Source organism: Exiguobacterium sp. BG5(2022) (assembly GCF_031844365.1).
Classification (GTDB): Bacteria; Bacillota; Bacilli; order Exiguobacteriales; family Exiguobacteriaceae; genus Exiguobacterium; species Exiguobacterium profundum.
In genome coordinates, this window is sequence record NZ_JAUZVB010000004.1 from 90,604 (window position 1) to 116,702 (window position 26,099).

The window sequence follows — 26,099 nt, forward strand, 5'->3', positions numbered from 1 at the left end:
CATACAGGTACAGAATGGAAGGTGACAAGATGAAATGGAAAGATATACCTAAACCAATAAAAGTTCGACTCGTAACATCATTTTTTAATCGTTCGGTCTCATTCGCCATCATGCCGTTCATGGCACTTCTCTTTGTCAAAGCGTTCAATGAATGGATCGCGGGCGTCTTCTTGATCTCGCTCGTCTGTCTCGGATACGTGATTGGATTGATTGGGGGCTATCTCGCCGATAAGTTTTCAAGAAAGCGACTTCTCGTGTTGACGGCAAGTCTCACAGCATCGATGTTTCTCGTCATGACGCTCAGTCTTCAGTTCGACCAGATGATCATTTTCATGATCGCCTTTACGATTTTCACGGTCACGAATAACCTTGGGCGGCCTGCGATGAGCGCCATCATCATCGATGCGACAACGCCTGAGAACCGAAAAGCCGTTTATGCGCTCGATTACTGGTTGATCAACTTATCCATCACAATTGGGACGGCACTCGGGGGCTGGCTCTATGTCAGCAATCAATTGTTACTATTTTGGATTTTGACGTTCACGTCGAGCATGTTGCCGATCGCGTACGCCATCTTCCTCGAGGACACGAAACGGACATGGACCTCTCAAAAGCTTCGTCTCGTCTTCGTCGACGTGTTCCGAAGTTATCAAATCGCCTGGCGTGACCGCCCGTTCGTCAAAGTCGTCTTCGGCTCGATGTGTATCCTCGCTGCTGAGTTCTCAATGGGCAGTTATGTCGCGGTCCGGCTCGCCGATTCATTCGAACCGCTCTCGATTGAATCATGGACAATCAACGGGGTGCGGATGATGAGTCTCATTCAAATCGAGAACACGCTCATCGTCGTCGCGTTGACATTCTTCATTCAACGTCTCGCCTCACGTTTCTCAAACAAGCATACGCTACTCGGCGGACTCGCGTTGTACACGATCGGGTACGCCGTCATCACAAGCGCGAACTCGATGATGCTCCTTCTCGGTTTCATGCTCATCGCAACATTCGGCGAATTGTTGTACTCGCCGGTATTGAACACGGAGAAGGCGAACATGATGCCAGAAGACCGCCGTGGTGCGTACTCTGCGTTTGCCGGGACCTCGTTCGCCGGTGCCGACTTCTTATCACGTTCGACGATTTTGATTGGGTCGCTTCTCACCCCGTTCATGATGAGCGTCTACATCGGACTGTTGGTCAGCTTCGGCTGTTTCCTCGTCTATAGCGGCATCTATGTAAAAGAAAAGCTCGTCCTGCGACGAGCCGCGTCCTAAATCAAACCCATCCTTTCTCAGTGGAAGGATGGGTTTTAGTCGAGCTGTTGTTGGTGCATCGCATAGATCAAGGTCAACGCCCGGATGCAGAAGATTGTCGAGAAGCCATAGATGCTCAGCTCGAGCAACGAAACAGAAGGATATTGTAGGCCAAGGGAGACCACATAGCCTACCAAACAAAGCAAGACGACGAATGTGATCGTCCACTCATCCGACTTCCGCTTCATCTTCTCCGCCAACCCCTTCTCTTCTTTCTCTACGCGTTCACGCTGCCAAAAGTAAAAGAACACTGCATACATCGCAAACGAGATTCTCGGAACGTCGCCTAAGAGTAAATCAAAAATGATGAGACCTAAAAATAAGTATGTCCCTAACTGATAGCCGCTCTGCATTTGAAGACGCGAACGAAGTGATCCGTTTGACCCCCACTTCATAATCCAATCACCGCCACGGTCAATCCACCGTAGACGAACCCGAGTACGATGGCACTGATTGCCATACGTTTATATTGCGGATATTGATAAAGGGCAACCGCCCCACCAACGACGTGTACGAAAGCAACGATGAACGTCAAAATCGGAAAAAGCATAAAGAACCTCTTTTCATTTTAGGAAATCATGGAAACAAATCCATTTTCCGATATACTTGAGTGCGAACTCATTATAACAATTATGGATAGGGAGTTGGAGTCCTATGAATTATTCGCGTATGGATTTGACGACAGAAGAAATGTTACTCGTGAACAGCGAAGTCGAAAAACGAAAACGTAGCTTGCTCGTCGCCTACTTGCTTTGGTTTTTCCTCGGTGCATTTGGTGCGCACCGTTTCTATTTCAAAAAAATCGGTTCAGGAATCGCCATGTTCCTACTCGTCGTCTTGACGCTCGGTCTCGGTGCATTCATCACAGGCATTTGGGCACTCGTCGATGCGTTCCTCATGCCAGGTTGGCAACAACGGGAAGTCGAGCAGATTGAGCGCGAGACGATTGAGCTGCTTCAAACACGCTCTGATCGCTATACAGGTTTTTAATCAAAAAAGACGATTGAGGCATATCGCCCCAATCGTCTTTTAATGTTCTGTTAAGTAGAAGGCGAAGTCCCGTGATTTTCGCTCTTTCACTGCATTATGAATCCAGAGCCACGCCAACCCTTCCAACTCACGAGCAAGCTTTAGCCCGTGGAGCGGATGCGTATCGAAGCCGATCTTGTTCGATAGTTCGACGACAAGCCGCACCGCTTCCTCATCTTCACCCGCGACGAACATGACGGAGCCATCCGGATCACCTAAATTCTCGACCCCTGTCTGATTGAACGCCTTCACAACTTTCGTATCAGGAATGAGTCGTTGCAAATATTCCGCACCCGACACCCCGTCCGGTCGCTCGACCTCGTTAAACTCGATCGCGATCGGATTCGTCACATCGATCAATACTTTCCCATTTAGTCCGTCAAGTGTCGGTATCAGATCGACTGCGGCCGCGAACGGTGTACAGAGAAATAGAACATCGCTCGTCGAGGCGACCTCTTGTAAGGTCATTGTGCCTTCTCGCTCCGTCCGTGTCCCGTACAGCACCTCATAGCCCGCTCGTTCGAACTGCTCCCCGAGCGTGCGTCCCACTTTCCCGGCACCTAAGATCCCGAGTTTCATGATTCACAGCTCCTCGTCTGTCCGCGTGACCGTTCCTCCGAACTCTTCTGCAAGCCCGTCTAAAATCGATGGGTCGAATTCTTCTCCGATCGCCATGACACCCGTCTGACCGGGTTCGATGTTACCGACCGTCCGTTTGAACGTGTCTTGGATGCCTTGTAAATGTTTTACGTCTTTCGTGCCGCCAATGAGACCACCTGTGAGTGTCCCGAACAGGATACCGAACGGACCTCCGAGGATTCCAACCGCCATCCCGATGAGCGCACCTTTCGTCGACTTATTGACCGGTGCGAGCTGTGCCGCATCCTCAAACGAGAACGCCCCGTTCTCTTCACGCTTGATGACGACCAATTGTTCAAAACCGACGAGCCCATCCGAATGGTACTTTTTCAGCTTACTGAACGCCTGATACGAGATTGCCTCTTCTGGGAACGTGAACGTGACGATGTGATACGGTTGTTTTTCCTTTTTAGCCATGAAAAATTCCTCCTCTTAGGTAGAAAACATGACGCGCACTTACCCTACTCTTTTTCCCTGCTTTTCCGTAAAAAAACCTAGTCCGCAGACTAGGTTCAGGTCGGTCGTTTTTCATTCAACTCATAGTGCGAATACGGTACACAGAGCGGTGTCCCGTATAGCGGATCCTCGGTCACCACGACTTTGAGACCGAATACGTCTTTCATGAACGTCCCATCGACGACATCGTTCGGACTTCCTTCGCGATACACGTTACCGCCAGCTAATGCGATGACATGATCGGCATAGCGACAGGCCAAGTGAAGATCGTGAAGTACCATGATGATGGTCTTTCCTTCCAATCGATTCAATCGATACATCAAATCTAAAATTTCGATTTGGTGCGACATGTCCAAATATGTCGTCGGTTCATCGAGCAAAATCGTCTCCGATTCTTGAGCGAGTGCCAACGCGATCCATACCCGTTGCTTTTGTCCTCCGGAAAGGTTGCTGACGAGCGTGTCACGGAGCGATACCGTATCGGTGAAGGCGAGTGCCCGCTCGACGGCCCGTTCATCGTCTTCCGAATATCGTTTGAAGAACGTCTGGTACGGATAACGCCCGAATCGGACGAGTTGTTCGACGGTCAATCCATCCGGTGCCACGTTCACTTGTGGCATGAATGCCATAAGTCGAGCCGCCTCTTTCGCCCGATACGAATCGAGCGGTTTGTTCCGAAATGCGATTTCTCCGCCCAGTGCATCTCGCTGTCTCGCAAGCGTCGAGAGGAGCGTTGACTTCCCGCAGCCGTTCGCGCCGAGAAGGACGGTGATTTTCCCATGTGGGATGGAGAAGGATAATTGATCGAGCACCGTCTTCTGTTCATATCCGATGGTTACGTGGTTCAAATCAAATGTGTTCATCTCATGCTTCCTTTCATCATCCGTCGAAGTAAGTAGAAGAAATACGGTGCTCCGATGACGGCTGTCATCACGCCGGTCCGTAGTTCATACGGATAAAAAATCGTCCGAGCGAGTACGTCCGCCAACACGACAATCGTCGCCCCGACAAGTAGCGTCGCCCAAATGTAAGGGAGCTTCAACCCTTGTCGGGCGATATGAGGTGCCATCAACCCGACAAAACCGATTGCACCGACAAAGGCGACACCAATGCCGGCGAGTAAACAGGAAAGCAACAACGTCCCACGCTGAATCCCTCGTACCGGTACGCCGATGCTCGTCGCTGTCGCTTCACTGATATGAAGCGGACGAACATGACGTTCAATCAAGAAGGCTGCCAGCAAAAAGAGAAGGACGAACGGCACCATAATCTTCAATTGATTCCACGTCGCGGCGTAGACTGTACCGGTGAGCCATTGTTGGATATCGTTTTTTCGGTAAACGTTCGAGGCGAGCATCATGAACTGAACGATCCCTTGCGAGAAGATGCTGATTCCAATCCCAACAAGTGCCAGCCGGACAGGTGGGACTCCACGTTTCAACAAATAGAAGAGGAACATCCCGACAACAATCGCCCCAAGGAACGAAGCGATTGGTATATAGGCGAGCGGCACTGACAGCTGATTCGTTCGCTCATCCGAGAAAACGGTGAAGAACGTAGCCGTCGCAACCCCTGCACCTCCGACAATCCCGAAAATCTCCGGGGATGCCAGTTCGTTTTTGATTGTCAGTTGTAACAAGTGACCGCTGACGGCGAGACTTGCGCCGGCAGTGATTGCCATCAACACACGTGGCATCCGAAACTCGAAGACGACGAGCTGCTCGAATGCATCCCCTGCTCCGATGAACAGGGCAGCGAGTGAGGCGGGACTAAGGAATGTGTCACCGATGGCGAGCCCGAAATAAATCGACACGAGCAATCCAACGACAAGTAGAAGCGCCAACTCGATTTCACGCTTTCGGAGCGTGAACGAGACAGGACCTTTTCGAAAGCGATATGTTTTCATGATTTGAAGACTCCTTGTCTGACACTGACGAGATAGATGAAGAATGCCCCACCGATGACGGCGAGTACGACCCCAACGGTCACTTCGCGTGGGAACAGGATGATACGTCCCAGAATATCAGCCGCAAGCAATAAGACGCTACCGATGAGAGCACTTCCGGCGAGACGAGCGAAAAAGGCCGTCCCGAACAGATATTTCGCCAAATGGGGAGCGAGCAGACCGACAAATGCGATTGGTCCGGCAAGTGCCACCCCGAATGCGGAGAGCACGACGGCGAGCGTCACCGCGACGAACTTGATGATGCCGACATTTTGTCCAAGTGAACGGGCGACCTGATCTCCGAGCGATAACGTCTCTAACTCTTTACTGAGCAAGAGAACGAGAATGACCGCCCCCGCCATCCATGGCAACAACGTCTCGACGAGCGTGAGCGATCGTCCGGCGACCGACCCGGTCAGCCAGAACAGTACCTCATCGAGCGCGCCTTCCTCATACGCGATGATCGACTGGGTGAAGGAACTGAATAGAGCGGCAAGCGACGCCCCGGCAAGCGTCATATACATGACGTTCCCTCCGTTCGCACTCAGTAGATAGACAATCACGCCGGCAATAAACGCTCCGATGAGCGAGGCTGTCGTGAACGAGGCGATACTACTGAACCCAAAAAGCGTCACGAGCACGATGGCCAGACTCGCTCCGGCGTTTACCGCCAAAATATCAGGAGATGCGAGCGGGTTGCGGGTCACGAGTTGAAAAATGAGCCCGGCGAGACCTAGGACACTACCGACGAGTAGCGCGACGACCGTCCGTGGGATACGGTTGTCGGCTAAGGCAATCATCGCTTGAGATCCCCCGTCCGCTTGGAACGTCATCACATCTTCATGACTGACCGCAATCACACCGACGCGCAATGAGATATAACTTAGAATAGGTAAACAGATGATCAAGAAAAGTAATTTGATCCAAGGTTTTTTCATGTCCTCACTTCTTTCCTTTCCTACCATAGCAAATATTGCGTTCCATAAAAAGGGGTTGACAGTGAGAATCATTATCACTTATAGTCAGGAAGGAAAATCACCTACATAGAGGAGAATTGTAATGAAAAAATGGATGCTCGCGTTACTTACGCTTTGCTTAACCGTCGTCCTCGCTGCTTGCGGCGGGTCTGACGATACAGAGAACGATACAAGTTCAGAAACAGCGACTCGCTCGATTGAGCACGCGATGGGAACGGCGGACGTACCTGAAAACCCGGAACGCGTCGTCGTCTTGACGAACGAAGGGACAGAGGCCCTTCTCGCCCTCGGCGTCAAACCAGTCGGAGCCGTCAAATCTTGGAACGGTGACCCGTGGTACCCGCACATCGAGTCTGAGATGACAGACGTCACGGAAGTCGGGACAGAAAGTGAAGTCAACTTAGAGGCCATCGCGAAACTCAAGCCAGATCTCATCATTGGGACGAAACTTCGTCAAGAGAACATTTACGACAAATTGAACGCAATCGCACCGACGGTCATGTCAGAGACTTTGAAAGGTGATTGGCAAGAAAACTTCGCCCTTTATGCGAACGCACTCAACCTAGAAGAGGAAGGCAATCAAGCGTTGGCCGACTACGAACAGCACATCGAAGATACGAAAGCAGAACTCGGAGACGCCGTGAATAAAGAACTCTCGGTCGTCCGCTTCCTTCCTGGCGAGTCACGCATCTACTTCAATGACAGCTTCTCCGGCGTCATCCTTAACGATGTCGGCATCAAACGTCCAGCGTCACAAGATAAAGCGGAATTCGCTGAGCCAGTCGCGATGGAACGAATCCCAGAGATGGCGGGCGACCACATCGTCTACTTCACATATGGTGGAGCAGACGGGTCGAAGACAGCCGAAGAATGGCAATCGAATCAGTTGTGGAAAGACCTCGATGCTGTCAAAGCAGGGGAAGTGACAGAAGTCAGTGATGACATTTGGAACACGTCTGGTGGCGTCTTGTCTGCCAACCAAGTGCTCGATGAACTCGTCGACATCTTGAAATAAACAGTAGCGCATCAATTAAATTGATGCGCTTTTCCATACACTCATATGGTAAAATTTACATATCAACTCATAAGGAGCTTTACTATGCAACGTACACTTCGAAAGTCGGCGACGGACCGCTCTATTGCCGGAGTATGCGGCGGGATCGCTGAATATGTGAATATCTCATCACTCGGTATTCGGCTACTATTCGTCTTTTTGCCGGCTAACTTTCTCATCTACATCCTTCTTGCCAATTTGATGAAAGATAAACCACACTATCTATAGAAAACGCAGAAGCTGTTCGCTTCCGCGTTTTTTGTTAGGCATTCACTTTGTCTTTCATCGCTTCAAGCGCTCCGCTATTCAGGAAGTGCCATGGCTTGTTGTAGTGCGGTTGGAAGAAGAAGTCGACATAGGCGAGCTCTTCAATCGTCATCTCGTTTTGAATGGCGAGGGAGAGCGTGTTGACCGCTTGCGTCAAATCCGCTTTCGATAACACTTGTCCACCGACAATACGATGTGTCCCTTTTTCATAGACGAGTTTGAATTCGACTTTCTCTGCGGTCGGCATGAACTCCGGACGATACGCGTCCTCGATGACGACACTTTCCACTTCGAGTCCAAAGAGTGCTGCCGCTTCTTCCGTCAAACCAGACGACGCGATATTCCAGTCATAGAGTCGAAGTCCTGACGTTCCTTGTGTCCCTTGGTAACGGACGCGTGGTTGCATCATGTTCTCCGCGACGAGCGTCCCCATGCGGACAGCGTTCGTCGCAAGTGGGATATAGGCGTGTGTACGCGCCGGGTTGTAGTAGACGGCACAGCTGTCCCCTGCCGCAAAGATATCCGGGTTGCTCGTACGCATATATTCATCGACGATGATGGCACCATTCCCGAGCATATCGACCTGTCCTTCTAAGAGTCCCGTGTTCGGACGGAATCCGACACAGAGAATGACGAGATCCGCTTCGAATTCACCTTTGTCTGTTACGACATGTGTGACGTTCCCTTCTGTTCCACGGAATGCCTCGACCGTCTGACCGAGTTCGAGGTTGATTCCGCGACTTGTCATATCCGCTTCCAATTGATCCGTGAACGACTTGTCGAGATACTTGTTCAAGATGCGGTCGGCACTATCGATAAACGTGACATGTTTTCCGTATGCTTCGAACGCCTCGACGAGTTCGACCCCGATATAGCCCGCCCCGATGACGGCAATCTTCGTCGCATCTGTCGCCCGCTCGATGATGCGTTGGGCATGCGCATAGTTTTTACAGAGCTCGATTCCATTCATTTCGATCCCTGGAAGCGTTGGGACGATCGGCCATGAACCCGTCGTGACGATCAAGCGGTCATACGTGTCATGCACGTCTTCCCCGGTCTCAAGATTTTTAGCGTGGACCGTCTTCGCTTCGGAGTCGATCGACAAGACGTCATGTTTCATGCGCATCGTCGCACCGAGTTCTTCAAGTTCACGTGGAGACGAGTAGAATAACTCTTCCGCACGTTGGACGACCCCACCGACGTGGAGCGCAATCCCACACGAGAGGAAGCTGACGTTGTCGTTCCGCTCGTAAACAGTGATATCGAGATTGTCGTGCTTGGCGAGTAATCCTTTGACTGCTGCTGTTCCTGCGTGTGTACATCCGATGACTGCGATTTTCATATGAGTCGTCTCTCCTTTTATGTTAAACAATACGTTTCGTTTTATATTGTGATAAACATCACATTTACTTCTTGACCTTAGTGTACTATTTCACAATATAAGATTCAATGACTTTGCTCACTATTTCACGTAAAAGTGTCTAAAGTTTGAACAGAAAAAATCCGCTCATTCTCATGACCGGACTCGCCGCTTTTTCAATAGATGATAGATTATTACAAATAGATGCACGATCAAACCGAAGACGTTCATAGCGAGCCCAACGACCGCCCACCACAATGCTCCCCATCCGTATCCAAGCATTAAACTGCCAACCAATAGCGTATAGCCACTTACGACTAATACTGTATTCAAGATGAATGGAAAAGGCCTTTGTTTCTTCGTTCGAATCATTTGATACGTTGAAATGATGACTCCCAGTGTCAGTCCAAACAGCAATACGAGCAAAATGATAATGTCATTCATCCTTTTTACCTCCTCATAACTTGATTGGAACAACTCTTTCAAGACTGTCCTTCACGTCTACTTTTCACTCTCTGATAAATGACAATGCCAACGTGAAGAATCATACCAAGCACGTACAAGATCAGCCCTAGTGCAAGCCAGCCGATCGCGTCCCAACCACGTACGATTGTCATTCCGACAAGAAAGAAGATATAGCCAGTCACGAGTAGCAACGACGAAACGATGAATTGACGTCGCAATCGAGATTGTATAGAGAAAAATAAGAAAAACAGTAAGATGGTTGTCATCGTGCCTAGCAATATAAAGTTTTCTCCGTTGTACTCCCGAATCATCGTGCATCCTCCCTTACATCTGTGCCTCTTTTTATTATAACATATGAAATGGAAAAATTTCTCAATCACTCGTTTCCTATCATAACAGTATGTCACAACAAAAAAGCATCATCCCACTTACGGAACGATGCTCATTTTTCATTCATCTGTTTCATTAAATCCATCTGTTCTTGCACCATCGCCTCTTTTTCCCGGCGCAGCACCCCTTTGTAGGTGATACGTGAAATCGATAAACTGATTTCATATAGGAAGAAGAGTGGTAACGACACCATGAGGTGCGACGTCAAATCCGGCGGTGTGATGAATGCCGCGATCACGAATAGGGCGAAGTATGCGTACTTTCGAATCTTTGATAAGAAGTACGGGGTCACGACACCGATTCGGGTCAAGAACATCATGACGACCGGTAGTTGGAACAATAGACCGAACGGAATTGTCAGCTGCAACAAGAACGTGAAGTAATTGTTGGCCCCGATGATTTGTTCGAGTCCAAGGTCTTGCCCGAGGTCCGTCGAGATATCGAGGACGAGCGGGAACAACCAGTAGTAGGCGAACGCAAGGCCGATCAAGAACAGTCCGAAGATGATCGGGATATAGGCAAGCGTGCCTTTCCGCTCATTCGGATGCAGACCGGGTGCGACAAACGCCCACACTTGATACAGTAGGAATGGGCTCGCCGCGATAAGGCCGATGATGAGCGCCAAGTTCAAGTAAATCATGAGCGGGTCCGCGACCCCAAAGGCGTTCAGTTCGAGCCCGCGTTCGACGAGGTCTTTTTGCAAATACGCGAGTACATATTTGACACTCGGCAAAGCCATCAAAAAGAAGGCAAAGACGACAAATGCAGATAGCATCAGTCGTCTCCGCAGCTCTGTCAAGTGATCGGTGAGTTCCCGCTCTTGATCAGGTTGATGATTCATGGCTTACTGCTCTTTCTTTTCGATAGCTTTCTTGTCGTTCTCGTCGTGCTCGTTCATCATGCCGTTCGTTGCATTTTTGAACTCACGAAGCGTTTGTCCGGCCGCGCGACCAAACTCCGGCAATTTCTTCGGTCCGAAGATGATGAGCGCGATGATGGCGATGATGAATAGACTCGCCCCACCCGGAATCCCGACGACGAGTGATGATGCTAGTAATTCCATTATTGATGGACCCCCTCAGCGGTTGGATAGTGTTGCATAAAGTAAATGAGTGACTGCAGCTCAATCGACAAATCGATATGATGGACGCGAACCGTATCCGGTACAGTGAGTCGTGCCGGTGTGAAGTTCAAGATGCCCTTGATGCCGAAACGCACCAAGTCGTCTGCGACGGACTGCGCATAAGCAGAAGGTACCGTCAAAATAGCGACGTCGATCTTGTTTTGCTTCATGATTTGTTCCATCTCATCGACGTGATGAATTGGGACGCCTGACATCGTCGTGCCGACTTTTGTCTCGTCTGCGTCGAACCCGACGACGATATGTGTGTTATTGTTTTTAAGGAAGTTATAGTTGACGAATGCCGTCCCAAGGTGACCGACTCCGACCAAGGCGACATTCGTAATCTCGTCTTGATTCAGTGTCTTTCGGAAAAAGTCTAACAGATACTGCACGTTATAGCCATATCCCTTTTTACCGAGCGCACCGAAGTACGAGAAATCACGGCGAATCGTAGCCGAATCGACCTTGACCGCCTCACTCAGTTCTGCTGAAGAGACACGTTGTTTCCCTGAAGCATGCAGGCTTTGAATAAATCGATAGTATAGTGGCAACCGTTTGGCTGTCGCTTGTGGAATCTTTGGTTCGTTTTGACTCAACGGAAAGAGCCTCCTTTTTACGACACGTTACAAACGAATCTGAATTTCATACACCTTGATTGTAAACGAATTCACATGACCACTCAACGAATATACCTAAAATCGCTGAAAAATACAGTATACTAAATAGAGAGAAAGGGGTTTTTTCACTTGATCCTACTGCAAGTCAACAACTTATCCAAATCCTTCGGCGTCGAGCCGATTTTAGAAAACGTAAAACTTGAAATCCAGGAAGGCGAACGCGTCGCTCTCGTCGGTCGTAACGGGGCCGGTAAGTCGACGCTTTTGAAGGTCATTGCTGGTGAATACAACTATGACTCCGGGGACATCATGAAGCCAAAAGACGTCACGATCGGTTATCTCGCGCAAGACTCAGGGTTAGAATCCGACGAGACGATCTGGAATGAGATGCTCACCGTCTTCACGGACTTGATTGAGCAAGAGAAGACGCTCCGTCGCATGGAGGCTGACATGGGCTCAGAACGAATCCTAAATGACGCCGCTGCATATGAACGCCTCCTCTCTTCTTATGATGAAGAGCAACATACGTTCAAAGAACGTGGTGGATACCAATATGAAGCGACCATCCGCTCGGTCCTTCACGGGATGCGCTTCTATCCGGACGACTTCGAGCGTCGCATCGACACGCTCTCCGGGGGACAACGGACACGTCTCGCCTTGGCGAAGATGCTCCTTCAAAGTCCCGACCTGCTCATCTTGGACGAGCCGACGAACCATTTGGACATCGAGACGCTCGCCTGGCTTGAGAAGTACTTGAGCGGTTATAAAGGTGCCGTTCTCATCGTCTCCCACGACAGATACTTCCTCGACCGCGTCGTCTCGGTCGTCTATGAGCTGTCGCGTCACCGGAGCCGTCGCTTCGTCGGGAACTATACGAAGTATCTCGAACAGAAGGCCGCCCTTTACGAACAAGAGAAGAAGCAGTTCGAGTCGCAACAAGAAGAGATTGCCAAGATGCAAGACTTCATCCAACGAAACATCGCCCGGGCGACGACGACGAAACGTGCACAAAGCGTGCGGAAGCGTCTAGAGAAAGTTGACCGCCTCGATGCTCCGGATGGTGACGAGCGCAGCGCGGTCCTCTCGTTCTCCATCAAACGCCAGAGCGGGAACGATGTGCTGAGCGCGAGTGACCTCGCCATCGGGTACGAGGAAGCAATCGCTCAAAACCTCCGCTTCCAGCTTCAGCGCGGTGAATCCGTCGCGCTCGTTGGTCCGAACGGGGTCGGGAAGTCGACACTTCTCAAAGTGTTGACGAAACAACAAACCGCCCTCACCGGTGACATCCGTTACGGGACGGGCGTCGAAATCGGCTACTACGACCAGGAGCAACAAAACTTGTCTGATGCGAACCGTGTCATCGATGAGATTTGGAACGACTGGCCGCTCATGCGCGAGCAAGAAGTACGGAGTCTTCTCGGACAGTTCCTCTTCAGTGGCGATGACGTCATGAAGCGTGTCCATGAACTATCCGGTGGCGAACGGGCACGACTCACCTTGGCCAAGCTGAAGCTCGAGCAACCGAACCTCCTCATCCTGGACGAGCCGACGAACCACTTGGACCTCGACTCGAAGATGATTTTGGAGAATGCCCTCCTCGACTATCCGGGCACGATTCTCTTCGTCTCGCATGACCGCTACTTCATCGATCGACTCGCGACGCGTGTGCTAGAGATCACACCGAACGGCATCGACGAGTATCTCGGAGACTATTCGTACTACGTCGAGAAGAAAGAAGAGCTCGAGGAACTGGCGCGACTCGCCCGTGAGGAGACGAAGCAGGTCGTCGTGAAAAAACAGCGCGCCGATAAAGAACAGCAACGGGAAGAGCGCCGCATCAAACAACGCATCGAAGAGATCGAGCTGGCAATCGAGCAACATGAGAATCGTCTCGACGAGATCGAACAGTTGCTTTGTGAGCCGGACGTCTTCAACGACTTCGCCCGCGCCCAAGAATTATCGACCGAATCGGACGCGGCGAAAGAGTCGATCACCGCACTTTATGCGGAATGGGAGGAACTCCATACATGATGCGTACCCGTGCCATGCGAATCGAGTTCATTCAAGCGTTCCTCACGGGACTCGCCTACATCGTGCCGACCGGGACCGAGTTCGTGTCTGAACTCATCCGTGGGGAGCCGACGATTGTCCCGTCTATTCTCTTTTTCTTCCTGCCGGTCGTCATCGGCTTCATCATTCAGACGTGGCCAGGGATACTACTCAGTCTCTTCAGTGGCCTGCTCATGAGCACGCTCTTCATCCGTGTCGTCGTCTGGCCGGTCGATGTGACCGTTCACACGTTCTATGCGCCTGGATCGGTGTGGGCCCACTTCTATGAAGAGACGCTCTTCATGTGGATCCTCGCCCTTCTCGTGTTCATCGTGAGCCGCGTCAATACGTGGCATCGGGAGAATTATCGACAACCAAAAGCGTGAACAGTCCGTCCTCTTTTTTGAAGGGGACGGCTTTTTCATTTATGTATAAATTTATTTATAGATAAGGTGTTTTTTCTTAATTTGTTTTTCGTTAAAGAGCGCGTTATTCTAGTCACGTACCGAAACAACGGATGATTTCTTAGGAGGAATGACAGATGAGTAAACATGTATTAATGGTCGTGACGAACGCAAAAGAAATGAAGGACGGTCACACGACTGGACTATGGTTGTCCGAGTTCGGTGAGGCATACGTAGAGTTCAAACAACAAGGATATGACATCACGGTCGCTAGCCCGAACGGTGGTCAATCTCCAATCGACGCACGCAGTTTAGAAGGAGAAGTACCGGCTGACATTCAAGCGACGGCTCCCCTTCTTGAAGACACAATCGATTTGAAGACGATCACAAACTTCGATCAGTTTGATGCCATCTTCATGCCAGGTGGTCACGGAACGATGTTCGACCTTCCACAAAGCGAAGCGTTAAATGTTGCGATCCGTTCACTATTTGAAGCAGGTAAAACGGTTGCTGCCGTCTGCCACGGTCCAGCTGGTCTAGTCGGCGCGACATTGTCTGACGGTACACCACTCGTGAACGGTAAAACGATCGCGACGTTCACGGACGAAGAAGAACGTGCGACTGGTCTTGATATCTACATGCCGTTCATGCTTGAAACGCGTCTTCGTGAACTCGGTGCGAACATCGTGCTCGCAGACAACTTCACAGAAAACGTTCAAGTCGATGGAAACTTGGTAACAGGCCAAAATCCACAATCGACCGTTGCTGTCGCAAAAGCCGTCATCAACACATTAAACTAATCGATTCTTTCTCGTTGCCAATCGATGAAAGAGAGCGACCCGCCTGTTCTCGAACAGGCGGGTTTTATAGATGAGGAGGAATGAAGATGATTACCATCTTAGCTCAGATTCAAGCGAAGCCCGGTCTCGGGTCCGCGCTTGAGACACATTTACGTCAAGTCGTCACCCCATCACGCGCCGAGTCAGGTTGCGTCTTCTATACGTTACATCGTGTTGAAGGCAACCCGGACGCGTTCGTCTTTTATGAACAGTGGGCCGACAAGGCGGCACTCGATACGCATATCGCCTCACCCCACTATCAAACGTATCGCCAAGAAGCAGAGCCGCTTCTCGCTAGTCGCGACGTTCAATTTTTAGAAGAAATCAAGGAGGTTGACTAACCTATGGAACGTTTTCAATATCATAACCCGACCAAACTCTTATTCGGAAAAGGACAACTAGAATCACTCCGTACCGAAATTACACAATACGGGGACCGCGTCCTTCTCTTATACGGTGGAGGGAGCATCAAAGCGAACGGTCTTTATGATGAAGTGACTACTCTTTTAGCCGACATGGGAGCAACCGTCGTCGAACTCTCTGGTGTCGAACCGAACCCGCGTCTGACGACAGTTCAAACAGGAATCGATTTAGTGCATGAACACCAAATCGATCTCATCCTAGCTGTCGGAGGAGGGAGCGTCATCGACTGTGCGAAAGGAATCGCAGCCGGTGCCAAATATGACGGGAATCCATGGGACATCGTGACGCGACAAGTCCCCGTCACAGATGCGTTACCGATTGGGACCGTTTTGACATTGGCGGCAACGGGATCGGAAATGAACGGTGGGGCCGTCATCACGAACTGGGAGGCGCAAGATAAGCGCTCGTTCGGCTCTCCCCTCACTTACCCGAAATTCAGCGTACTCGACCCGACGTATACGTTGAGTGTACCGGCGAACCAGACCGTCTACGGAATCGTCGATATCATGTCGCACGTCTTCGAACAATACTTCCACGCTTCAGAGAACGCCCTGCTCCAAGAGCGGTTCGGTGAATCGATTTTACGCACCATGATGGAGACGGCACCACGTCTCGTTCAAAACTTGAATGATTTTGACGCACGGGAAACGATGCTCTTGAACGGAACGTTTGCCTTGAACGGGACATTATCGATGGGCGTGAAGACGGACTGGGCGACTCATATGATCGAACATGCGGTCTCTGCCGTCTACGATATCCCCCACGGTGGCGGACTTGCGATTCTCTTCCCGGAATGGCTTCGCTATGTCGGGAAGACACGTCCCGAGCGCATCATTCAACTCGGTGAACGCGTCTTTGGCATTGACGTGAACGGCAAGTCGGACGAGGTGCTCGTCGAGGAGACAGTTCAGGCGTTACAAGACTTCTGGACATCGATCGGCGCACCGTCACGTCTCAGCTATTATGAGATTGACGCCACACACCTCGAATTGATGGCAGAACGGGCGATGGTCGCTGAACAGATTGGCCAGTACGTCCCACTCCGACAACAAGACGTATCAGCAATCTTAAAAAACGCATTATAAAAAGTAGGGCCCACGTGGGTCCTACTTCATTTTGCATCCTGCAGCGCTTGGATGACTTGATTGATGACGGGGTCATGCTTTGACTCAGTCCGATGCGCGAGATAAATGACATTCGTCGCAAAACGCTCCGGCGCCACGACTTGAACCGTTCCTCGCTCGAGTGCATGCCGAATCAAATAGTTCGGTAAGATGCTAATGCCACACTTCGATTCGATTGCCGCAAGGATGGCGTCGACGTTCGGTAGGATCATCTCTGGACGGATGTCTGGGCGTTGCCCGAACTGCGTCTGGTAGTAACGACGGATGATGGGAAGCTCCAATCCATAACTGATCCACGGCTGACGGTCCATCCAGTCTTTTAACTCGTCGGTCGGGACTTCCCAATCGTTCGGTGCCACTAACAAAAACGATTCGTCGGCAATCGGGACATATTGAATCCCCGGCTCCTCCATCCGCTTCGTCGCAATGACAAAGTCGAGCTCCCCGTCCGCCAATCGTTTGATCAAATCTGCTGTCATCCCGAAATCTGCGATGTACTGTGCAGCATCAAGCGGCAAAGCGGGTATAATCTCATGTGTGACGAACTCGGTCGGTCCACCGAACTTGAGGACAGGACGCGGTTGCTCCCCTGAGACGTATTTCATCTCAAGCGATAATTCCTCGAGACGGTCGATCAAGCCGACCACTTGCGTGTATAGTTCCTTCCCCGCATCCGTCGGAATCATCTGACGTGGCGCCCTAGTGAAAAGGGACGTCTCGAGTTCCGCTTCGAGTGAGGCGATATGCTGGCTGACAGCCGGTTGGGTCAAAAAGCGGACACGCGCCGCTGCCGACACGGAACGTTGTTGGTACACGTGGATAAAACTGCGATACCATTCAAAATCAATCATCTTTGTAAACTCCTTTTGTATTCGTTATCTTCAGTATAAAAGGCAGTAAATCATAAGACAAATAACGTTTAAAGGATACATCGATAAATAAATTTATAAGGAGTGGATAGTTGATGAAAGCTTTATTACTACACGAACCGAACACATGGCAGACGATGCGAATCGAGGAGGTCGATACACCGACGCTTCGTTCCGGTGAGGTATTGATTGAAGGAGAATATGCAGGGCTCAACCCCGTCGACTATAAAACGGCGACCAACGGCAAACCCGAATGGTCATATCCTCACGTCCTCGGTCTCGATGTCGCGGGTACGATTGCCGCTGTCGCGGATGACGTGACGAATGTACAAGTCGGTGACCGCGTCCTCTACCACAGCAACTGGAATGAATGGGGTGGTTTCGCCGAGTTCACACGTGCCAAGGCGCACATGGTCGTCCCGATTCCAGAATCCATCTCGTTCGCTGATGCGGTCGCTTTACCGACAGCTGGATTCACAGCGTACCAAGCCATTTTTGAAAAACTTCCGATGAATGCGATCGACACGATCCTCATTCACGCGGGTGCCGGTGGTGTCGGTGGCTTTGCCATTCAGCTGGCGAAGTATCTCGGAAAACGTGTCATCACGACCGCTTCAGCGCGCAACCATGACTGGGTCAAACAGCTCGGAGCTGACGAGGCCATCGATTACAATACGGAAGACTGGCAACAACGAGTGATGGAACTGACGAGTGGTCACGGTGTCAATGCCGTCATCGATCCCGTCGGTCGTGAGACGGCGACCGCTTCCCTCGAAGTCATCGCCTATAACGGACATATCGCCCATATCGCCGGAGCCCCTGACATGAGTGTCATCAAACCGTTCACACGTGTCATCTCCTACCATGAAGTCGCCCTCAATGCGATTCATCATCAACAGGACCGCGTGAGCGAGGCGAACATCGTCCGCATCGGCACGCACATGCTCGAACTGCTTGCAGCGGGCGAGATTCAACCGATGATTCAAGAGACGATTCCGTTCGCGGACATCCCGAAGAAGTTGGTCGAACTCTCAGACCGACACGTCGTCGGGAAGATTGTTGCCAACCTAAAAGCGTAATCACAAAAGTCATGCTAATTATAGATTGACATTGATAATCATTTTCAATTAGTCTGTTGTTGAGGTGATGACAATGGAACTATTGATTGGGTACGTGAGCATGTCTGGCAATACGGAAGACATCGCGAATCTGATTCGACATACATGGCAGGACGCAGGACACGATGTATCGATATCTGACGATTTGGAATCCTTACGTATCGAGCAATTCGCCGAATATGATGCAGTCATACTCGGTACGTATACGTGGGGAGACGGAGATGTTCCGTATGAGGCCGAGGATTTCGTATATGATTTGGAAGAATCGTCGCTAAACGGTTTGCCGTGTGCCGCCTTCGGTTCAGGGGACACGGATTATCCCAAATATTGTGCAGCCGTCGATACCGTCGAGCAAGCCTTTCAAACTGCCGGTGCGAACATTCTTGTTCCTGCGCTCAAGATTGAATTCGACCCGGATACGGATGAAAAAAAGGAAGCATGTCTCGCGTTCGCCCATACATTCCTTCAACAACTTGAAGCACTCAAAAAGGTTCAGCCTCGTGGCTGAACCTTTTTGTTAGAAGTAACGCAGTGGTTGGAATCCGATTGTATGGAAGTCGAGCTTCGTCCCGTCTTCAGCGATAAAGAAGACAGCCTCGTTCGTGTCGACGTCACGTGTGAACACTTTATAGAACGTCATCGGCTTTTCGCCATTCGTCACATAGCGTGCTTCATGCGTCGAAATGACTTGTGCGAACAGTTGCTGTTCGTCGAGCTCCTCGATCAAATCATCAAACTTCGCCGCTTCTTCTTCTGTTGCCTCGCGACCCCGCTCGATTTCATAATAAGCATCGCTCGCTTTTGGTTGTACCCCGAGATTGCGATCGACGACGATCACACGCTCCGGCTCTTGATCGACGACACTTGTGTAGCCATATAGTGACTTGATGAGCGTATTCTCTCCGGTCACGCGACCGATACCTTCTAATGCCTCTTCTCCAGTGAGTGACTTCACTCGTGTCTCTTCTGGAACAATCTCCTCTTGATAGGCGATATTGTAAGCGCGGATGATCTCACGTACTTGTAAGAACGTCGCAACGACGAGTAGTACGATTAGCCCTCCGATGATGATGCGTTTCGTCATGTCTCTATTTCCCCCTAGACTGTCATGCTCTCTTCTAAGGATAACCCAGGAACCGCGTTCATCGCTAGTGTATCGCGCTTACCGCGCACATACGCGTGATGTGCCGCCACCCCGATCATGCCCGCATTGTCCCCACAGAGGTCAAGCGGTGGAATGACGAGTTGAATTCCTTCAGCTGTAGCAGCTTCTTGAAGCGCTGTGCGGAGGCCACGGTTCGCCGCGACACCACCCGCGACAAGCAATTGCTTCGCCCCTTTTTCCTTCACGGCACGAATCGCTTTCTCGACGAGCACTTCGACGACACTCGCCTGGAAGCTCGCCGCCAAGTTTTCAGGGATGACCGTCTCTCCACGTTGTTCCGCATTGTGTACGGCGTTGATGACCGATGACTTCAAGCCACTGAAACTGAAATCAAAGCTACCCGGTTCGAGACGAACGCGTGGGAAGTTGTACGTGTCTTCCCCGACCGCTGCCAGGCGGTCAATCGCAGGACCTCCCGGATATGGGAGACTGAGCGTGCGCGCAACCTTATCGTACGCCTCACCTGCCGCGTCGTCACGTGTCTCCCCGATGACTTCGAAGACACCATGTTCTGGCATATAGACGAGTTCTGTATGTCCCCCTGAAACGACGAGACAGACGAGCGGAAACTGCATCTCTTCGACAAGTTCGTTCGCGTAAATGTGTCCGGCGATATGATGGACACCGATGAGCGGTTTTTGATGGGCGAATGCCAACGCCTTGGCCGCACTGATCCCAACGAGAAGGGCACCGACGAGACCCGGTCCTTGTGTGACCGCGACCGCATCGACGTCTTCCATCGTCACGCCGGCTTCACTCAATGCATCGTCAATCACGTACGTGATGCGCTCCACATGATGACGAGACGCCACTTCAGGGACGACGCCACCAAATCGTTTATGACTCTCGATTTGAGAAGAGACGACGTTCGACAATAACGTCTTTCCGTCTTTGACGAGCGCAACAGACGTCTCGTCACAGCTCGACTCGATCGAGAGAATCAGTGATGTGTTCATTCTGACTCACTTCCTAACTTCGCCCAATAAATATAGGCGTCTTCATTATTATCCTGATAGTAGCGTCTTCTCCGACCGGCTTGCATAAAACCGAACTGTTCATATAGTTTTTGCGCGCCAACGTTCGACACGCGGACTTCTAACGTCAATCCGACGAGTCCTTTTGACTTGGCGAACGCGACAAGTTCCGCTAACAATTGATTGCCGATGCCCTGTCCACGAAACTCAGGTAAGACGGCAATGTTTGTGATATGTCCTTCATCGACGATTGTCCAAACGCCGACAAACCCGACGACCCGTTTGTCATGGACCGCGACAAAGTAAATGGCCTGTTCATTTCGAAGCATCTCATTCATGAACGCCTCTTTTGTCCACGGGATGGCGAACGACGCTTCTTCGACTTTCGTCACTTCCTCGACATCAAGCCACGTCATCCGACGAATTTTCACGTCAGCCATTGTTTTGTCCCTCTAACCATTTCGCTTCCGCCTCGGCGAGTCGCAAATACTCCGGTTCAAACGAGTGAACATCGCTCGTCTCATCGCTGAAGACGACCAAATCACTCGCACGCCCGTATCGATGGGCAGCCGGTGCCTCGATATAGTCATATTCACTTAACACGTCACGGAACGGTTCCACGTCTCCGACAACGAGGAAGCGCCCTTGACTATTCAGTCGCAACCAATCTGCGACCGAGGCGTGCTGATCATGCGTTAGTGCTTTGTTGTGCTGATAATATCCGATATACGCGTTGCCACGGCGAGCGTCAATCAATGAAACGACCGGCAAATCGGTATTCGGGGCCGCTGCCATGAGCTGAAGGGCAGATACACCGATGAGTGGAAGATTGAGCGTATAGGCGAGTGTCTTCGCTGTCGTCACTCCAATCCGAATTCCCGTGTACGACCCGGGTCCTGTCGTGACAACGATGCGTTCGAGCATGTTCGGTGTCCACTTGACCGCTGCCATGAGCTGTTCAATCATCGGCATGAGTGTGACCGCATGGTTTTTTGAGACCATTACCGTCGCTTCGGCTTGAATCTCTCCAGCCTCACTTAACGCGACTGACAAACGTGTCGTCGCCGTATCAATCATCAATTGCTTCATGCGAGCACCTCCTTGGCGATTTGAACGTAACGCTCACCCGTCGGAGCAAGTGTCAGTTTACGTTCTTCGTCGCCGACCCGTTCAATCGTGATGGCCAAGCGTTCTTCCGGGAGGGAGGACTCGATCAAGTTCGACCACTCGACGATGGCGACACCATCACCGTTGATATATTCCTCAAGACCGATGTCATCCCCCGTATCTTCGAGACGATAGACATCCATATGATAGAGCGGCAATCGCCCTTTATATTGTTTCATAATGGTGAAGGTCGGACTGTTGACGTTCCGCGTGACACCGAGTCCTTTTGCGAACCCTTGTGTGAACGTCGTTTTGCCGGCACCGAGGTCACCGTTTAACGTGATGACCGTCCCTGCTTCGACGAGTGTGGCCAAACGTTCTGCCACCGCCTGCGTCTCCGCCGCAGAATGCGTAATCAATGTATACATGAATGGTTCTCCTTTTTCACTTCTCATACGTACTCATTGTACACTTCATTTTAAGCAAAAAAAAACACGAAACGCTATCGTTTCGCTATCTCATTTAAAAATTGGTTGCGGGGGCTGGATTTGAACCAACGACCTTCGGGTTATGAGCCCGACGAGCTACCAGACTGCTCCACCCCGCGACGACATATGAAATTAAATAAAAATTGGTTGCGGGGGCCGGATTTGAACCGACGACCTTCGGGTTATGAGCCCGACGAGCTACCAGACTGCTCCACCCCGCGATGGTTTGAATTGTTTCGACATCCTCTATAATAAGCGAGACAGTTATAAAAAGCAACCATTTTCTTAATGTTTTTTCAAAAATGGAATCGGGAACAGATATAACAGCATAAACTATTAGAGAAAAGGGGCGCGACCGCCATGTCCAAATGGGGAAATCGATTCAAGAAATGGTTCTTTTCGGAGATCGAAGCCGAGATCACGTTTGACCCGGCAGCACTCATTCCGAAGCAGACCGTGACGGGTACGTTGCACGTCTCCAACCCGACAACGAATGTCGTTCGATTACAGGAACTCACCCTGACCTTCTTGACGACGTTCAAAGACATCACCATGGAAGGAAACGAGTTCAATCGAGAAGCTGATATTCAAGAAGTCCCGATTCCACTATCGCTTGTATTAGAGCCTGGAGCGAAAGAGGACGTTCCGTTTTCATTCGAGTTGACGATGTACGCACCCTCTTCTGCCGGCGCCCCGTATAGTATAGAGGCTACATTGTGGGACAAGGACATCAAACGAGTTTGGTTTGATGTAATCGAACACATCGAAATCGAACCGATGCCTGAACTGAAACGATTACTCGATGCGACCGCTCACGCTGGACTTGAGCCGATGTTCGTCCGAAACGTAATCGACCCGCTCGGGGAAGAACGTCCGTATCCATTCGTTGAAAAGTATGGATTCAAGCCGGTCGGAGAATGGGCCGATGAGTTCGAGGTCGTCAAATCGTTTTGGCGCTTACATGAAGACGGGATCGACCTCTACTACTGGCTCGACAACATCGAGACCCAGCGAACGCTCGAATCGATGGCGACCGACGTCGAATTGCGTCATCGTTCCCTCACCTGGGAGCAGCTCGAGCGCGAACAGGAACAGCTCGGTCTCGGCATTCAAGATACGTTACGCAGTCACCGCTCCTCGTGAGCGGTTTTTTCAATTAGAATTCCATCCTTACTCGTATTGACGATAGTTTGAAAGTGGTGGCGATACGGATGCATGAACAATTCATATTGCAGACGTCGCTCTACATGTGAAGCGTGTAAGTAGTCCAGCTCCATACCCCGTTCCTGAATATCACGATGCGAACGTCGCTTGAACTCAGTCTCCCCGTCTGTGTAGAGATAAATCGATTGATCAAAAGATGAAAGATCCAGGAATGCGACACTCATCCCTTCAATAATCGTGATTGGCTTCTCCGGATCAATCCATGTCCGCTCTAAATAGGGGACATCAATCGTATAAAACCCAATCCCTTCCCGAATCATACGGACATCTCGCTCGAGTGAGAGCAGATGATGTGCGGCCGGATGACACGCCGTCATCTTATACTGATGGGTCGTTCCATCGTGTTGATACGTGAGGATCGTTTGTTTCCGCAACTGTGAATCTGTAATATACGGGTCTGTGTGAAACAGGTTTATATCACCGAGTCGTTCCCGTAATTTTTCTGCCAACGTCGATTTTCCGGCTGCCCCGTGTCCGGAGATAGCAATCAGCGTTCGTTGATCCGGTCTCACGCTTTGTACGATACCCTCAATCAGTTGTTCCATGATTCTCTCCCTTTTGGTAATTTTGTTGTTTCAGAAAAACAAATACACGTCATTCATCCTCTATCCGTTTTCGAAGCCTGATTGCTGAAACAGTAAACATCACAAAGGCAATCAACGAAATCGAACTGACAATGATCAGAGTGGTCGATATCGGAGAACTAAAGAAAAATGGAATCGATAAAATCAATAGCGCCCCGGTGACTGCCATCCCTCTAATAAGAAATACCATCGTTTTACTCATTTTCTCTTCACTCTCCTTGAACTAAGCAAAAGAACCCTTACTATAAATATAATGACAGACAGCTCATCGTGTCAGGATGAGCTGTCTTCTTTTTTCTTCAGTCTCGTCAAGCTTCTGTTCTAACGTTTCCACTTGTCTCGTCATACGAGCAATCAGCTGACTGATTTCCTTATCCAGTCCGTTCACTTGATCTAAGGAATCATTGATTCGTCCATGCATCGTCCATTCTGAAAAAATATCATCCAAAAAGTAATCTGCGAACTGAATGAGTGAACCTCGATCGACATGCAACTCCTGAACAATACCTTGCACGTCCGCTAATTCACGGGAGAAACGCTCTAACGCAGATTGTAATTCGTGCATCGTCTGCTCGGAAGCATCTAGCGCCTCATGTTTCATTGCTGTAGCAATCAAGCCACCCCCGAAGAACGTATCATACGTCGACCACCCCTTCGCACTATCTAGATGTTTGAGTGTTTTTGCAATCGTTGATCGCGCCGCCTTACCGGCAACGATGGCTTCCCGATACTCGATAAGAAGTTCATTCGTTTCGGCTTGTTGATTCGTGAGATGGTGTAGGTCTCGGCGAATAGCTGGATCTTTCGCAAGATGGGATTCTTTTGTTTCTAAGAAGGTCTCCCACTCAGCGTCGATGCCCTCATAAACCTCGAGCTGTTCTTGTAATTCTCGATGTTCGAGCGTCAATTCGTCAATCATCGCCTCGTGTTCTCGTAATTTCAGTTCAGCGCGAGCAGCCTCTTCCATTTCGATTGTCCGTTGTTCATCAAACGTGCCTCGTAACTTTCGCCATGTGTTGACGAGCGAGAATTCTTCAAGGTCATACACATCACGTTGTTCTTTCGTGAATGTGTTGAGTAGTGCCTTCCGCACCGCCTCATGCTCGTTCAACTGTTTGTTTAGTATCTCTTGCTTACGAACAAGTCGATCACGCTCTGCGATACGCTGTTGTAAGTCTAATTGGGTCTGCTGAAAATTTCCCATTATGTTTCCCCTCTCTTTGTACTGATTAAAGTGTCGATTGGAACGCCATTTATCGTCATGCCTTCGACATCACATCCTGTCAACGTGACATTCGTCAGGTCACATTGATTAAATGTAGCACCTCTCAGATTCGAATGATGCATTTGAACAGTACGTCCATTCTCTTGCATCGTCACAAAATTGAATCGCGAGCCTGTCAAATTTAAATCACTGAACGTACTATTCCGGAAATTGATGTTCCGAAAAAGGCTTTGACTGAAATTACAGTTGCTCGCAGCAAGTGACGAGACATTACTATTTGTGACCGCCAAAAAGCTCGCGTTTACCCCGTACGCTTGCCAACCTTCACATGACTGTTCTTCAAAGCAATGCGTACTCGGTTTTGCTTTTGTTCGTTTGACGAAACATACCTCATCTTCTGATTCATATACGACTTGAAATCCTAATTGTTTATAAAAACGAATGTTTCTTGTTTGATGTGTCGATGTTTCCAACTCCCAAATCCGTACATGCGGAGATTGAGCTTCTACATATTGAATTAACGCTTTACCGATTCCTTGCCCTTGCCTATCAGGATGTACAAAAACACGATCGATTCGTGCATAGTCATCACCAGTGAGGGTTAAGACGATTGCCCCAACGATGTGTTTGTCCTGCTCAATGACATAGCATGTTAACTCTTCAATCATATATTGTGTCATCGCCTCGAGATCGTATTCCGGTGGTTCAACATTCAAATCTCTCTCAGACAATTGCAAAGAAAGTGCTTCTTGTTGAAAACTTGCAGTTGAAACTTTCGTAATCCCTGAAACATCTTTTAAAGTGGCTAATCGAATATACAAAACAATCCCCTCTTTCTCATACTTAGTACGAAAAAGAAGGGATAAAGTTTCAAAGAAAC

At 50.1% G+C, this 26,099-nt stretch carries 34 protein-coding genes and 2 tRNA genes; 12 read left to right on the forward strand and 24 right to left on the reverse strand.

The window, feature by feature from the left end; genetic code table 11:
* The first annotated feature begins 29 nt into the window (after positions 1–29).
* Positions 30–1,265, forward strand: a complete 1,236-nt coding sequence (locus Q9R25_RS13705; protein ID WP_311283286.1) for an MDR family MFS transporter — start codon at positions 30–32, stop codon at positions 1,263–1,265.
* Between the two features lie 35 nt (positions 1,266–1,300).
* Here the strand turns inward: Q9R25_RS13705 and Q9R25_RS13710 are convergent, their stop codons facing one another.
* Both Q9R25_RS13710 and Q9R25_RS13715 read right to left on the reverse strand, forming a co-directional pair.
* On the reverse strand, positions 1,301–1,699 hold the full coding sequence (locus tag Q9R25_RS13710; protein WP_311283287.1) for a hypothetical protein: 399 nt from the start codon (positions 1,697–1,699) through the stop codon (positions 1,301–1,303).
* Complete coding sequence (locus Q9R25_RS13715) at positions 1,696–1,854, reverse strand: hypothetical protein (protein ID WP_031424520.1); 159 nt, start codon at positions 1,852–1,854, stop codon at positions 1,696–1,698. The genes Q9R25_RS13710 and Q9R25_RS13715 overlap by 4 nt, the downstream gene beginning before the upstream one ends.
* A 104-nt stretch (positions 1,855–1,958) precedes the next feature.
* On the opposite strand from Q9R25_RS13715, the gene Q9R25_RS13720 reads away from it, so the two are divergent.
* The gene (locus Q9R25_RS13720; RefSeq protein ID WP_031424518.1) at positions 1,959–2,294 is read left to right on the forward strand and encodes a TM2 domain-containing protein; all 336 of its coding nucleotides are present in this window, start codon (positions 1,959–1,961) and stop codon (positions 2,292–2,294) included.
* 39 nt (positions 2,295–2,333) lie between these two features.
* Here the strand turns inward: Q9R25_RS13720 and Q9R25_RS13725 are convergent, their stop codons facing one another.
* From Q9R25_RS13725 to Q9R25_RS13745, 5 genes are all read right to left on the reverse strand, one after another.
* Positions 2,334–2,912, reverse strand: a complete 579-nt coding sequence (locus Q9R25_RS13725; RefSeq protein ID WP_269318524.1) for an NADPH-dependent F420 reductase — start codon at positions 2,910–2,912, stop codon at positions 2,334–2,336.
* A 3-nt stretch (positions 2,913–2,915) separates the two neighbouring features.
* Positions 2,916–3,389 (reverse strand): hypothetical protein, encoded by a 474-nt coding sequence (locus Q9R25_RS13730; RefSeq protein WP_031424514.1) that lies wholly within the window; start codon positions 3,387–3,389, stop codon positions 2,916–2,918.
* Between the two features lie 95 nt (positions 3,390–3,484).
* Positions 3,485–4,291 carry an ABC transporter ATP-binding protein gene (locus Q9R25_RS13735; protein WP_311283288.1) on the reverse strand — a complete coding sequence of 269 codons (807 nt, stop codon included), beginning with the start codon at positions 4,289–4,291 and terminating at the stop codon, positions 3,485–3,487.
* Positions 4,288–5,334, reverse strand: a complete 1,047-nt coding sequence (locus Q9R25_RS13740) for a FecCD family ABC transporter permease (protein WP_074034812.1) — start codon at positions 5,332–5,334, stop codon at positions 4,288–4,290. Before Q9R25_RS13740 ends, Q9R25_RS13735 begins: the two co-directional genes overlap by 4 nt.
* Positions 5,331–6,311, reverse strand: coding sequence for a FecCD family ABC transporter permease (locus tag Q9R25_RS13745; RefSeq protein ID WP_311283289.1), 981 nt, complete (start codon positions 6,309–6,311; stop codon positions 5,331–5,333). Before Q9R25_RS13745 ends, Q9R25_RS13740 begins: the two co-directional genes overlap by 4 nt.
* 121 nt (positions 6,312–6,432) lie before the next feature.
* Between Q9R25_RS13745 and Q9R25_RS13750 the strand changes: the two genes are divergently transcribed.
* Positions 6,433–7,365 (forward strand): ABC transporter substrate-binding protein, encoded by a 933-nt coding sequence (locus tag Q9R25_RS13750; protein ID WP_311283290.1) that lies wholly within the window; start codon positions 6,433–6,435, stop codon positions 7,363–7,365.
* 84 nt (positions 7,366–7,449) lie between these two features.
* A complete protein-coding gene (locus Q9R25_RS13755; RefSeq protein WP_311283291.1) occupies positions 7,450–7,632 on the forward strand; it encodes a PspC domain-containing protein in 183 nt (60 codons plus the stop codon).
* A 34-nt stretch (positions 7,633–7,666) separates the two neighbouring features.
* Here the strand turns inward: Q9R25_RS13755 and Q9R25_RS13760 are convergent, their stop codons facing one another.
* The 6 genes from Q9R25_RS13760 to Q9R25_RS13785 all read right to left on the reverse strand — a co-directional run bounded on the left by Q9R25_RS13760 (position 7,667) and on the right by Q9R25_RS13785 (position 11,605).
* Positions 7,667–9,013: an FAD-dependent oxidoreductase gene (locus Q9R25_RS13760; RefSeq protein ID WP_311283292.1), complete on the reverse strand. Its 1,347-nt coding sequence runs from the start codon at positions 9,011–9,013 to the stop codon at positions 7,667–7,669.
* 171 nt (positions 9,014–9,184) lie between these two features.
* Positions 9,185–9,475, reverse strand: a complete 291-nt coding sequence (locus Q9R25_RS13765) for a hypothetical protein (protein WP_311283293.1) — start codon at positions 9,473–9,475, stop codon at positions 9,185–9,187.
* A gap of 38 nt (positions 9,476–9,513) precedes the next feature.
* Positions 9,514–9,807: a hypothetical protein gene (locus tag Q9R25_RS13770; RefSeq protein ID WP_311283294.1), complete on the reverse strand. Its 294-nt coding sequence runs from the start codon at positions 9,805–9,807 to the stop codon at positions 9,514–9,516.
* A gap of 131 nt (positions 9,808–9,938) precedes the next feature.
* Positions 9,939–10,727 carry a twin-arginine translocase subunit TatC gene (gene tatC, locus Q9R25_RS13775; RefSeq protein WP_031424497.1) on the reverse strand — a complete coding sequence of 263 codons (789 nt, stop codon included), beginning with the start codon at positions 10,725–10,727 and terminating at the stop codon, positions 9,939–9,941.
* Positions 10,728–10,730: 3 nt separating this feature from the next.
* Entirely contained in the window at positions 10,731–10,949 is a 219-nt protein-coding gene (tatA, locus tag Q9R25_RS13780; RefSeq protein WP_034770678.1) for a twin-arginine translocase TatA/TatE family subunit, read from the reverse strand.
* Positions 10,949–11,605, reverse strand: a complete 657-nt coding sequence (locus Q9R25_RS13785) for a redox-sensing transcriptional repressor Rex (RefSeq protein WP_015880579.1) — start codon at positions 11,603–11,605, stop codon at positions 10,949–10,951. Before Q9R25_RS13785 ends, tatA begins: the two co-directional genes overlap by 1 nt.
* A gap of 150 nt (positions 11,606–11,755) precedes the next feature.
* Between Q9R25_RS13785 and Q9R25_RS13790 the strand changes: the two genes are divergently transcribed.
* From Q9R25_RS13790 to Q9R25_RS13810, 5 genes are all read left to right on the forward strand, one after another.
* Entirely contained in the window at positions 11,756–13,657 is a 1,902-nt protein-coding gene (locus Q9R25_RS13790; protein WP_196431809.1) for an ABC-F family ATP-binding cassette domain-containing protein, read from the forward strand.
* Entirely contained in the window at positions 13,654–14,061 is a 408-nt protein-coding gene (locus Q9R25_RS13795; protein ID WP_078146165.1) for a hypothetical protein, read from the forward strand. The genes Q9R25_RS13790 and Q9R25_RS13795 overlap by 4 nt, the downstream gene beginning before the upstream one ends.
* 155 nt (positions 14,062–14,216) lie before the next feature.
* Entirely contained in the window at positions 14,217–14,879 is a 663-nt protein-coding gene (locus Q9R25_RS13800; protein WP_015880576.1) for a type 1 glutamine amidotransferase domain-containing protein, read from the forward strand.
* Between the two features lie 86 nt (positions 14,880–14,965).
* Positions 14,966–15,259: a putative quinol monooxygenase gene (locus Q9R25_RS13805; RefSeq protein ID WP_159563391.1), complete on the forward strand. Its 294-nt coding sequence runs from the start codon at positions 14,966–14,968 to the stop codon at positions 15,257–15,259.
* Positions 15,260–15,262: 3 nt separating this feature from the next.
* A complete protein-coding gene (locus Q9R25_RS13810; protein ID WP_311283295.1) occupies positions 15,263–16,426 on the forward strand; it encodes an iron-containing alcohol dehydrogenase in 1,164 nt (387 codons plus the stop codon).
* A gap of 26 nt (positions 16,427–16,452) precedes the next feature.
* Here the strand turns inward: Q9R25_RS13810 and Q9R25_RS13815 are convergent, their stop codons facing one another.
* Complete coding sequence (locus tag Q9R25_RS13815; RefSeq protein ID WP_311283296.1) at positions 16,453–17,316, reverse strand: LysR family transcriptional regulator; 864 nt, start codon at positions 17,314–17,316, stop codon at positions 16,453–16,455.
* Positions 17,317–17,429: 113 nt separating this feature from the next.
* Between Q9R25_RS13815 and Q9R25_RS13820 the strand changes: the two genes are divergently transcribed.
* Both Q9R25_RS13820 and Q9R25_RS13825 read left to right on the forward strand, forming a co-directional pair.
* Positions 17,430–18,413 carry a zinc-binding dehydrogenase gene (locus Q9R25_RS13820; RefSeq protein WP_311283297.1) on the forward strand — a complete coding sequence of 328 codons (984 nt, stop codon included), beginning with the start codon at positions 17,430–17,432 and terminating at the stop codon, positions 18,411–18,413.
* 73 nt (positions 18,414–18,486) lie between these two features.
* Entirely contained in the window at positions 18,487–18,960 is a 474-nt protein-coding gene (locus tag Q9R25_RS13825) for a flavodoxin (RefSeq protein WP_311283298.1), read from the forward strand.
* A gap of 9 nt (positions 18,961–18,969) precedes the next feature.
* Here the strand turns inward: Q9R25_RS13825 and Q9R25_RS13830 are convergent, their stop codons facing one another.
* The 7 genes from Q9R25_RS13830 to Q9R25_RS13860 all read right to left on the reverse strand — a co-directional run bounded on the left by Q9R25_RS13830 (position 18,970) and on the right by Q9R25_RS13860 (position 22,407).
* Positions 18,970–19,536, reverse strand: a complete 567-nt coding sequence (locus tag Q9R25_RS13830) for a hypothetical protein (RefSeq protein WP_074034830.1) — start codon at positions 19,534–19,536, stop codon at positions 18,970–18,972.
* A gap of 14 nt (positions 19,537–19,550) precedes the next feature.
* A complete protein-coding gene (gene tsaD, locus Q9R25_RS13835; RefSeq protein ID WP_074034832.1) occupies positions 19,551–20,573 on the reverse strand; it encodes a tRNA (adenosine(37)-N6)-threonylcarbamoyltransferase complex transferase subunit TsaD in 1,023 nt (340 codons plus the stop codon).
* Entirely contained in the window at positions 20,570–21,031 is a 462-nt protein-coding gene (gene rimI, locus Q9R25_RS13840; RefSeq protein WP_074034834.1) for a ribosomal protein S18-alanine N-acetyltransferase, read from the reverse strand. Before rimI ends, tsaD begins: the two co-directional genes overlap by 4 nt.
* Entirely contained in the window at positions 21,024–21,680 is a 657-nt protein-coding gene (gene tsaB / locus Q9R25_RS13845) for a tRNA (adenosine(37)-N6)-threonylcarbamoyltransferase complex dimerization subunit type 1 TsaB (RefSeq protein ID WP_311283299.1), read from the reverse strand. The genes rimI and tsaB overlap by 8 nt, the downstream gene beginning before the upstream one ends.
* Entirely contained in the window at positions 21,677–22,126 is a 450-nt protein-coding gene (gene tsaE, locus Q9R25_RS13850; protein WP_015880566.1) for a tRNA (adenosine(37)-N6)-threonylcarbamoyltransferase complex ATPase subunit type 1 TsaE, read from the reverse strand. The genes tsaB and tsaE overlap by 4 nt, the downstream gene beginning before the upstream one ends.
* Before the next feature lie 102 nt (positions 22,127–22,228).
* Positions 22,229–22,305 (reverse strand) — tRNA-Met (locus Q9R25_RS13855).
* Positions 22,306–22,330: 25 nt separating this feature from the next.
* A tRNA-Met gene (locus tag Q9R25_RS13860) sits at positions 22,331–22,407 on the reverse strand.
* 139 nt (positions 22,408–22,546) lie between these two features.
* Here Q9R25_RS13860 and Q9R25_RS13865 point away from each other — a divergent pair.
* Complete coding sequence (locus Q9R25_RS13865) at positions 22,547–23,329, forward strand: sporulation protein (RefSeq protein WP_159563387.1); 783 nt, start codon at positions 22,547–22,549, stop codon at positions 23,327–23,329.
* On the opposite strand, the gene Q9R25_RS13870 is transcribed toward Q9R25_RS13865, so the two are convergent.
* The 3 genes from Q9R25_RS13870 to Q9R25_RS13880 all read right to left on the reverse strand — a co-directional run bounded on the left by Q9R25_RS13870 (position 23,314) and on the right by Q9R25_RS13880 (position 26,040).
* Positions 23,314–23,955, reverse strand: coding sequence for a uridine kinase family protein (locus Q9R25_RS13870; RefSeq protein ID WP_311283300.1), 642 nt, complete (start codon positions 23,953–23,955; stop codon positions 23,314–23,316). The genes Q9R25_RS13865 and Q9R25_RS13870 overlap by 16 nt on opposite strands.
* A gap of 304 nt (positions 23,956–24,259) precedes the next feature.
* Positions 24,260–25,198, reverse strand: a complete 939-nt coding sequence (locus Q9R25_RS13875; RefSeq protein WP_074034846.1) for a coiled-coil domain-containing protein — start codon at positions 25,196–25,198, stop codon at positions 24,260–24,262.
* The gene (locus Q9R25_RS13880) at positions 25,198–26,040 is read right to left on the reverse strand and encodes a GNAT family N-acetyltransferase (protein WP_311283301.1); all 843 of its coding nucleotides are present in this window, start codon (positions 26,038–26,040) and stop codon (positions 25,198–25,200) included. Before Q9R25_RS13880 ends, Q9R25_RS13875 begins: the two co-directional genes overlap by 1 nt.
* Positions 26,041–26,099 lie beyond the last annotated feature (59 nt).

Bases quoted from the DNA above. Each gene is read 5' to 3' on its own strand.
- Q9R25_RS13705 (WP_311283286.1), top strand. From the start codon at position 30: ATGAAATGGAAAGATATACCTAAACCAATAAAAGTTCGACTCGTAACA.
- Q9R25_RS13710 (WP_311283287.1), bottom strand. From the start codon at position 1,699: ATGAAGTGGGGGTCAAACGGATCACTTCGTTCGCGTCTTCAAATGCAG.
- Q9R25_RS13715 (WP_031424520.1), bottom strand. From the start codon at position 1,854: ATGCTTTTTCCGATTTTGACGTTCATCGTTGCTTTCGTACACGTCGTT.
- Q9R25_RS13720 (WP_031424518.1), top strand. From the start codon at position 1,959: ATGAATTATTCGCGTATGGATTTGACGACAGAAGAAATGTTACTCGTG.
- Q9R25_RS13725 (WP_269318524.1), bottom strand. From the start codon at position 2,912: ATGAAACTCGGGATCTTAGGTGCCGGGAAAGTGGGACGCACGCTCGGG.
- Q9R25_RS13730 (WP_031424514.1), bottom strand. From the start codon at position 3,389: ATGGCTAAAAAGGAAAAACAACCGTATCACATCGTCACGTTCACGTTC.
- Q9R25_RS13735 (WP_311283288.1), bottom strand. From the start codon at position 4,291: ATGAACACATTTGATTTGAACCACGTAACCATCGGATATGAACAGAAG.
- Q9R25_RS13740 (WP_074034812.1), bottom strand. From the start codon at position 5,334: ATGAAAACATATCGCTTTCGAAAAGGTCCTGTCTCGTTCACGCTCCGA.
- Q9R25_RS13745 (WP_311283289.1), bottom strand. From the start codon at position 6,311: ATGAAAAAACCTTGGATCAAATTACTTTTCTTGATCATCTGTTTACCT.
- Q9R25_RS13750 (WP_311283290.1), top strand. From the start codon at position 6,433: ATGAAAAAATGGATGCTCGCGTTACTTACGCTTTGCTTAACCGTCGTC.
- Q9R25_RS13755 (WP_311283291.1), top strand. From the start codon at position 7,450: ATGCAACGTACACTTCGAAAGTCGGCGACGGACCGCTCTATTGCCGGA.
- Q9R25_RS13760 (WP_311283292.1), bottom strand. From the start codon at position 9,013: ATGAAAATCGCAGTCATCGGATGTACACACGCAGGAACAGCAGCAGTC.
- Q9R25_RS13765 (WP_311283293.1), bottom strand. From the start codon at position 9,475: ATGAATGACATTATCATTTTGCTCGTATTGCTGTTTGGACTGACACTG.
- Q9R25_RS13770 (WP_311283294.1), bottom strand. From the start codon at position 9,807: ATGATTCGGGAGTACAACGGAGAAAACTTTATATTGCTAGGCACGATG.
- tatC (WP_031424497.1), bottom strand. From the start codon at position 10,727: ATGAATCATCAACCTGATCAAGAGCGGGAACTCACCGATCACTTGACA.
- tatA (WP_034770678.1), bottom strand. From the start codon at position 10,949: ATGGAATTACTAGCATCATCACTCGTCGTCGGGATTCCGGGTGGGGCG.
- Q9R25_RS13795 (WP_078146165.1), top strand. From the start codon at position 13,654: ATGATGCGTACCCGTGCCATGCGAATCGAGTTCATTCAAGCGTTCCTC.
- Q9R25_RS13800 (WP_015880576.1), top strand. From the start codon at position 14,217: ATGAGTAAACATGTATTAATGGTCGTGACGAACGCAAAAGAAATGAAG.
- Q9R25_RS13805 (WP_159563391.1), top strand. From the start codon at position 14,966: ATGATTACCATCTTAGCTCAGATTCAAGCGAAGCCCGGTCTCGGGTCC.
- Q9R25_RS13810 (WP_311283295.1), top strand. From the start codon at position 15,263: ATGGAACGTTTTCAATATCATAACCCGACCAAACTCTTATTCGGAAAA.
- Q9R25_RS13815 (WP_311283296.1), bottom strand. From the start codon at position 17,316: ATGATTGATTTTGAATGGTATCGCAGTTTTATCCACGTGTACCAACAA.
- Q9R25_RS13820 (WP_311283297.1), top strand. From the start codon at position 17,430: ATGAAAGCTTTATTACTACACGAACCGAACACATGGCAGACGATGCGA.
- Q9R25_RS13825 (WP_311283298.1), top strand. From the start codon at position 18,487: ATGGAACTATTGATTGGGTACGTGAGCATGTCTGGCAATACGGAAGAC.
- Q9R25_RS13830 (WP_074034830.1), bottom strand. From the start codon at position 19,536: ATGACGAAACGCATCATCATCGGAGGGCTAATCGTACTACTCGTCGTT.
- tsaD (WP_074034832.1), bottom strand. From the start codon at position 20,573: ATGAACACATCACTGATTCTCTCGATCGAGTCGAGCTGTGACGAGACG.
- rimI (WP_074034834.1), bottom strand. From the start codon at position 21,031: ATGGCTGACGTGAAAATTCGTCGGATGACGTGGCTTGATGTCGAGGAA.
- tsaB (WP_311283299.1), bottom strand. From the start codon at position 21,680: ATGAAGCAATTGATGATTGATACGGCGACGACACGTTTGTCAGTCGCG.
- tsaE (WP_015880566.1), bottom strand. From the start codon at position 22,126: ATGTATACATTGATTACGCATTCTGCGGCGGAGACGCAGGCGGTGGCA.
- Q9R25_RS13865 (WP_159563387.1), top strand. From the start codon at position 22,547: ATGTCCAAATGGGGAAATCGATTCAAGAAATGGTTCTTTTCGGAGATC.
- Q9R25_RS13870 (WP_311283300.1), bottom strand. From the start codon at position 23,955: ATGGAACAACTGATTGAGGGTATCGTACAAAGCGTGAGACCGGATCAA.
- Q9R25_RS13875 (WP_074034846.1), bottom strand. From the start codon at position 25,198: ATGGGAAATTTTCAGCAGACCCAATTAGACTTACAACAGCGTATCGCA.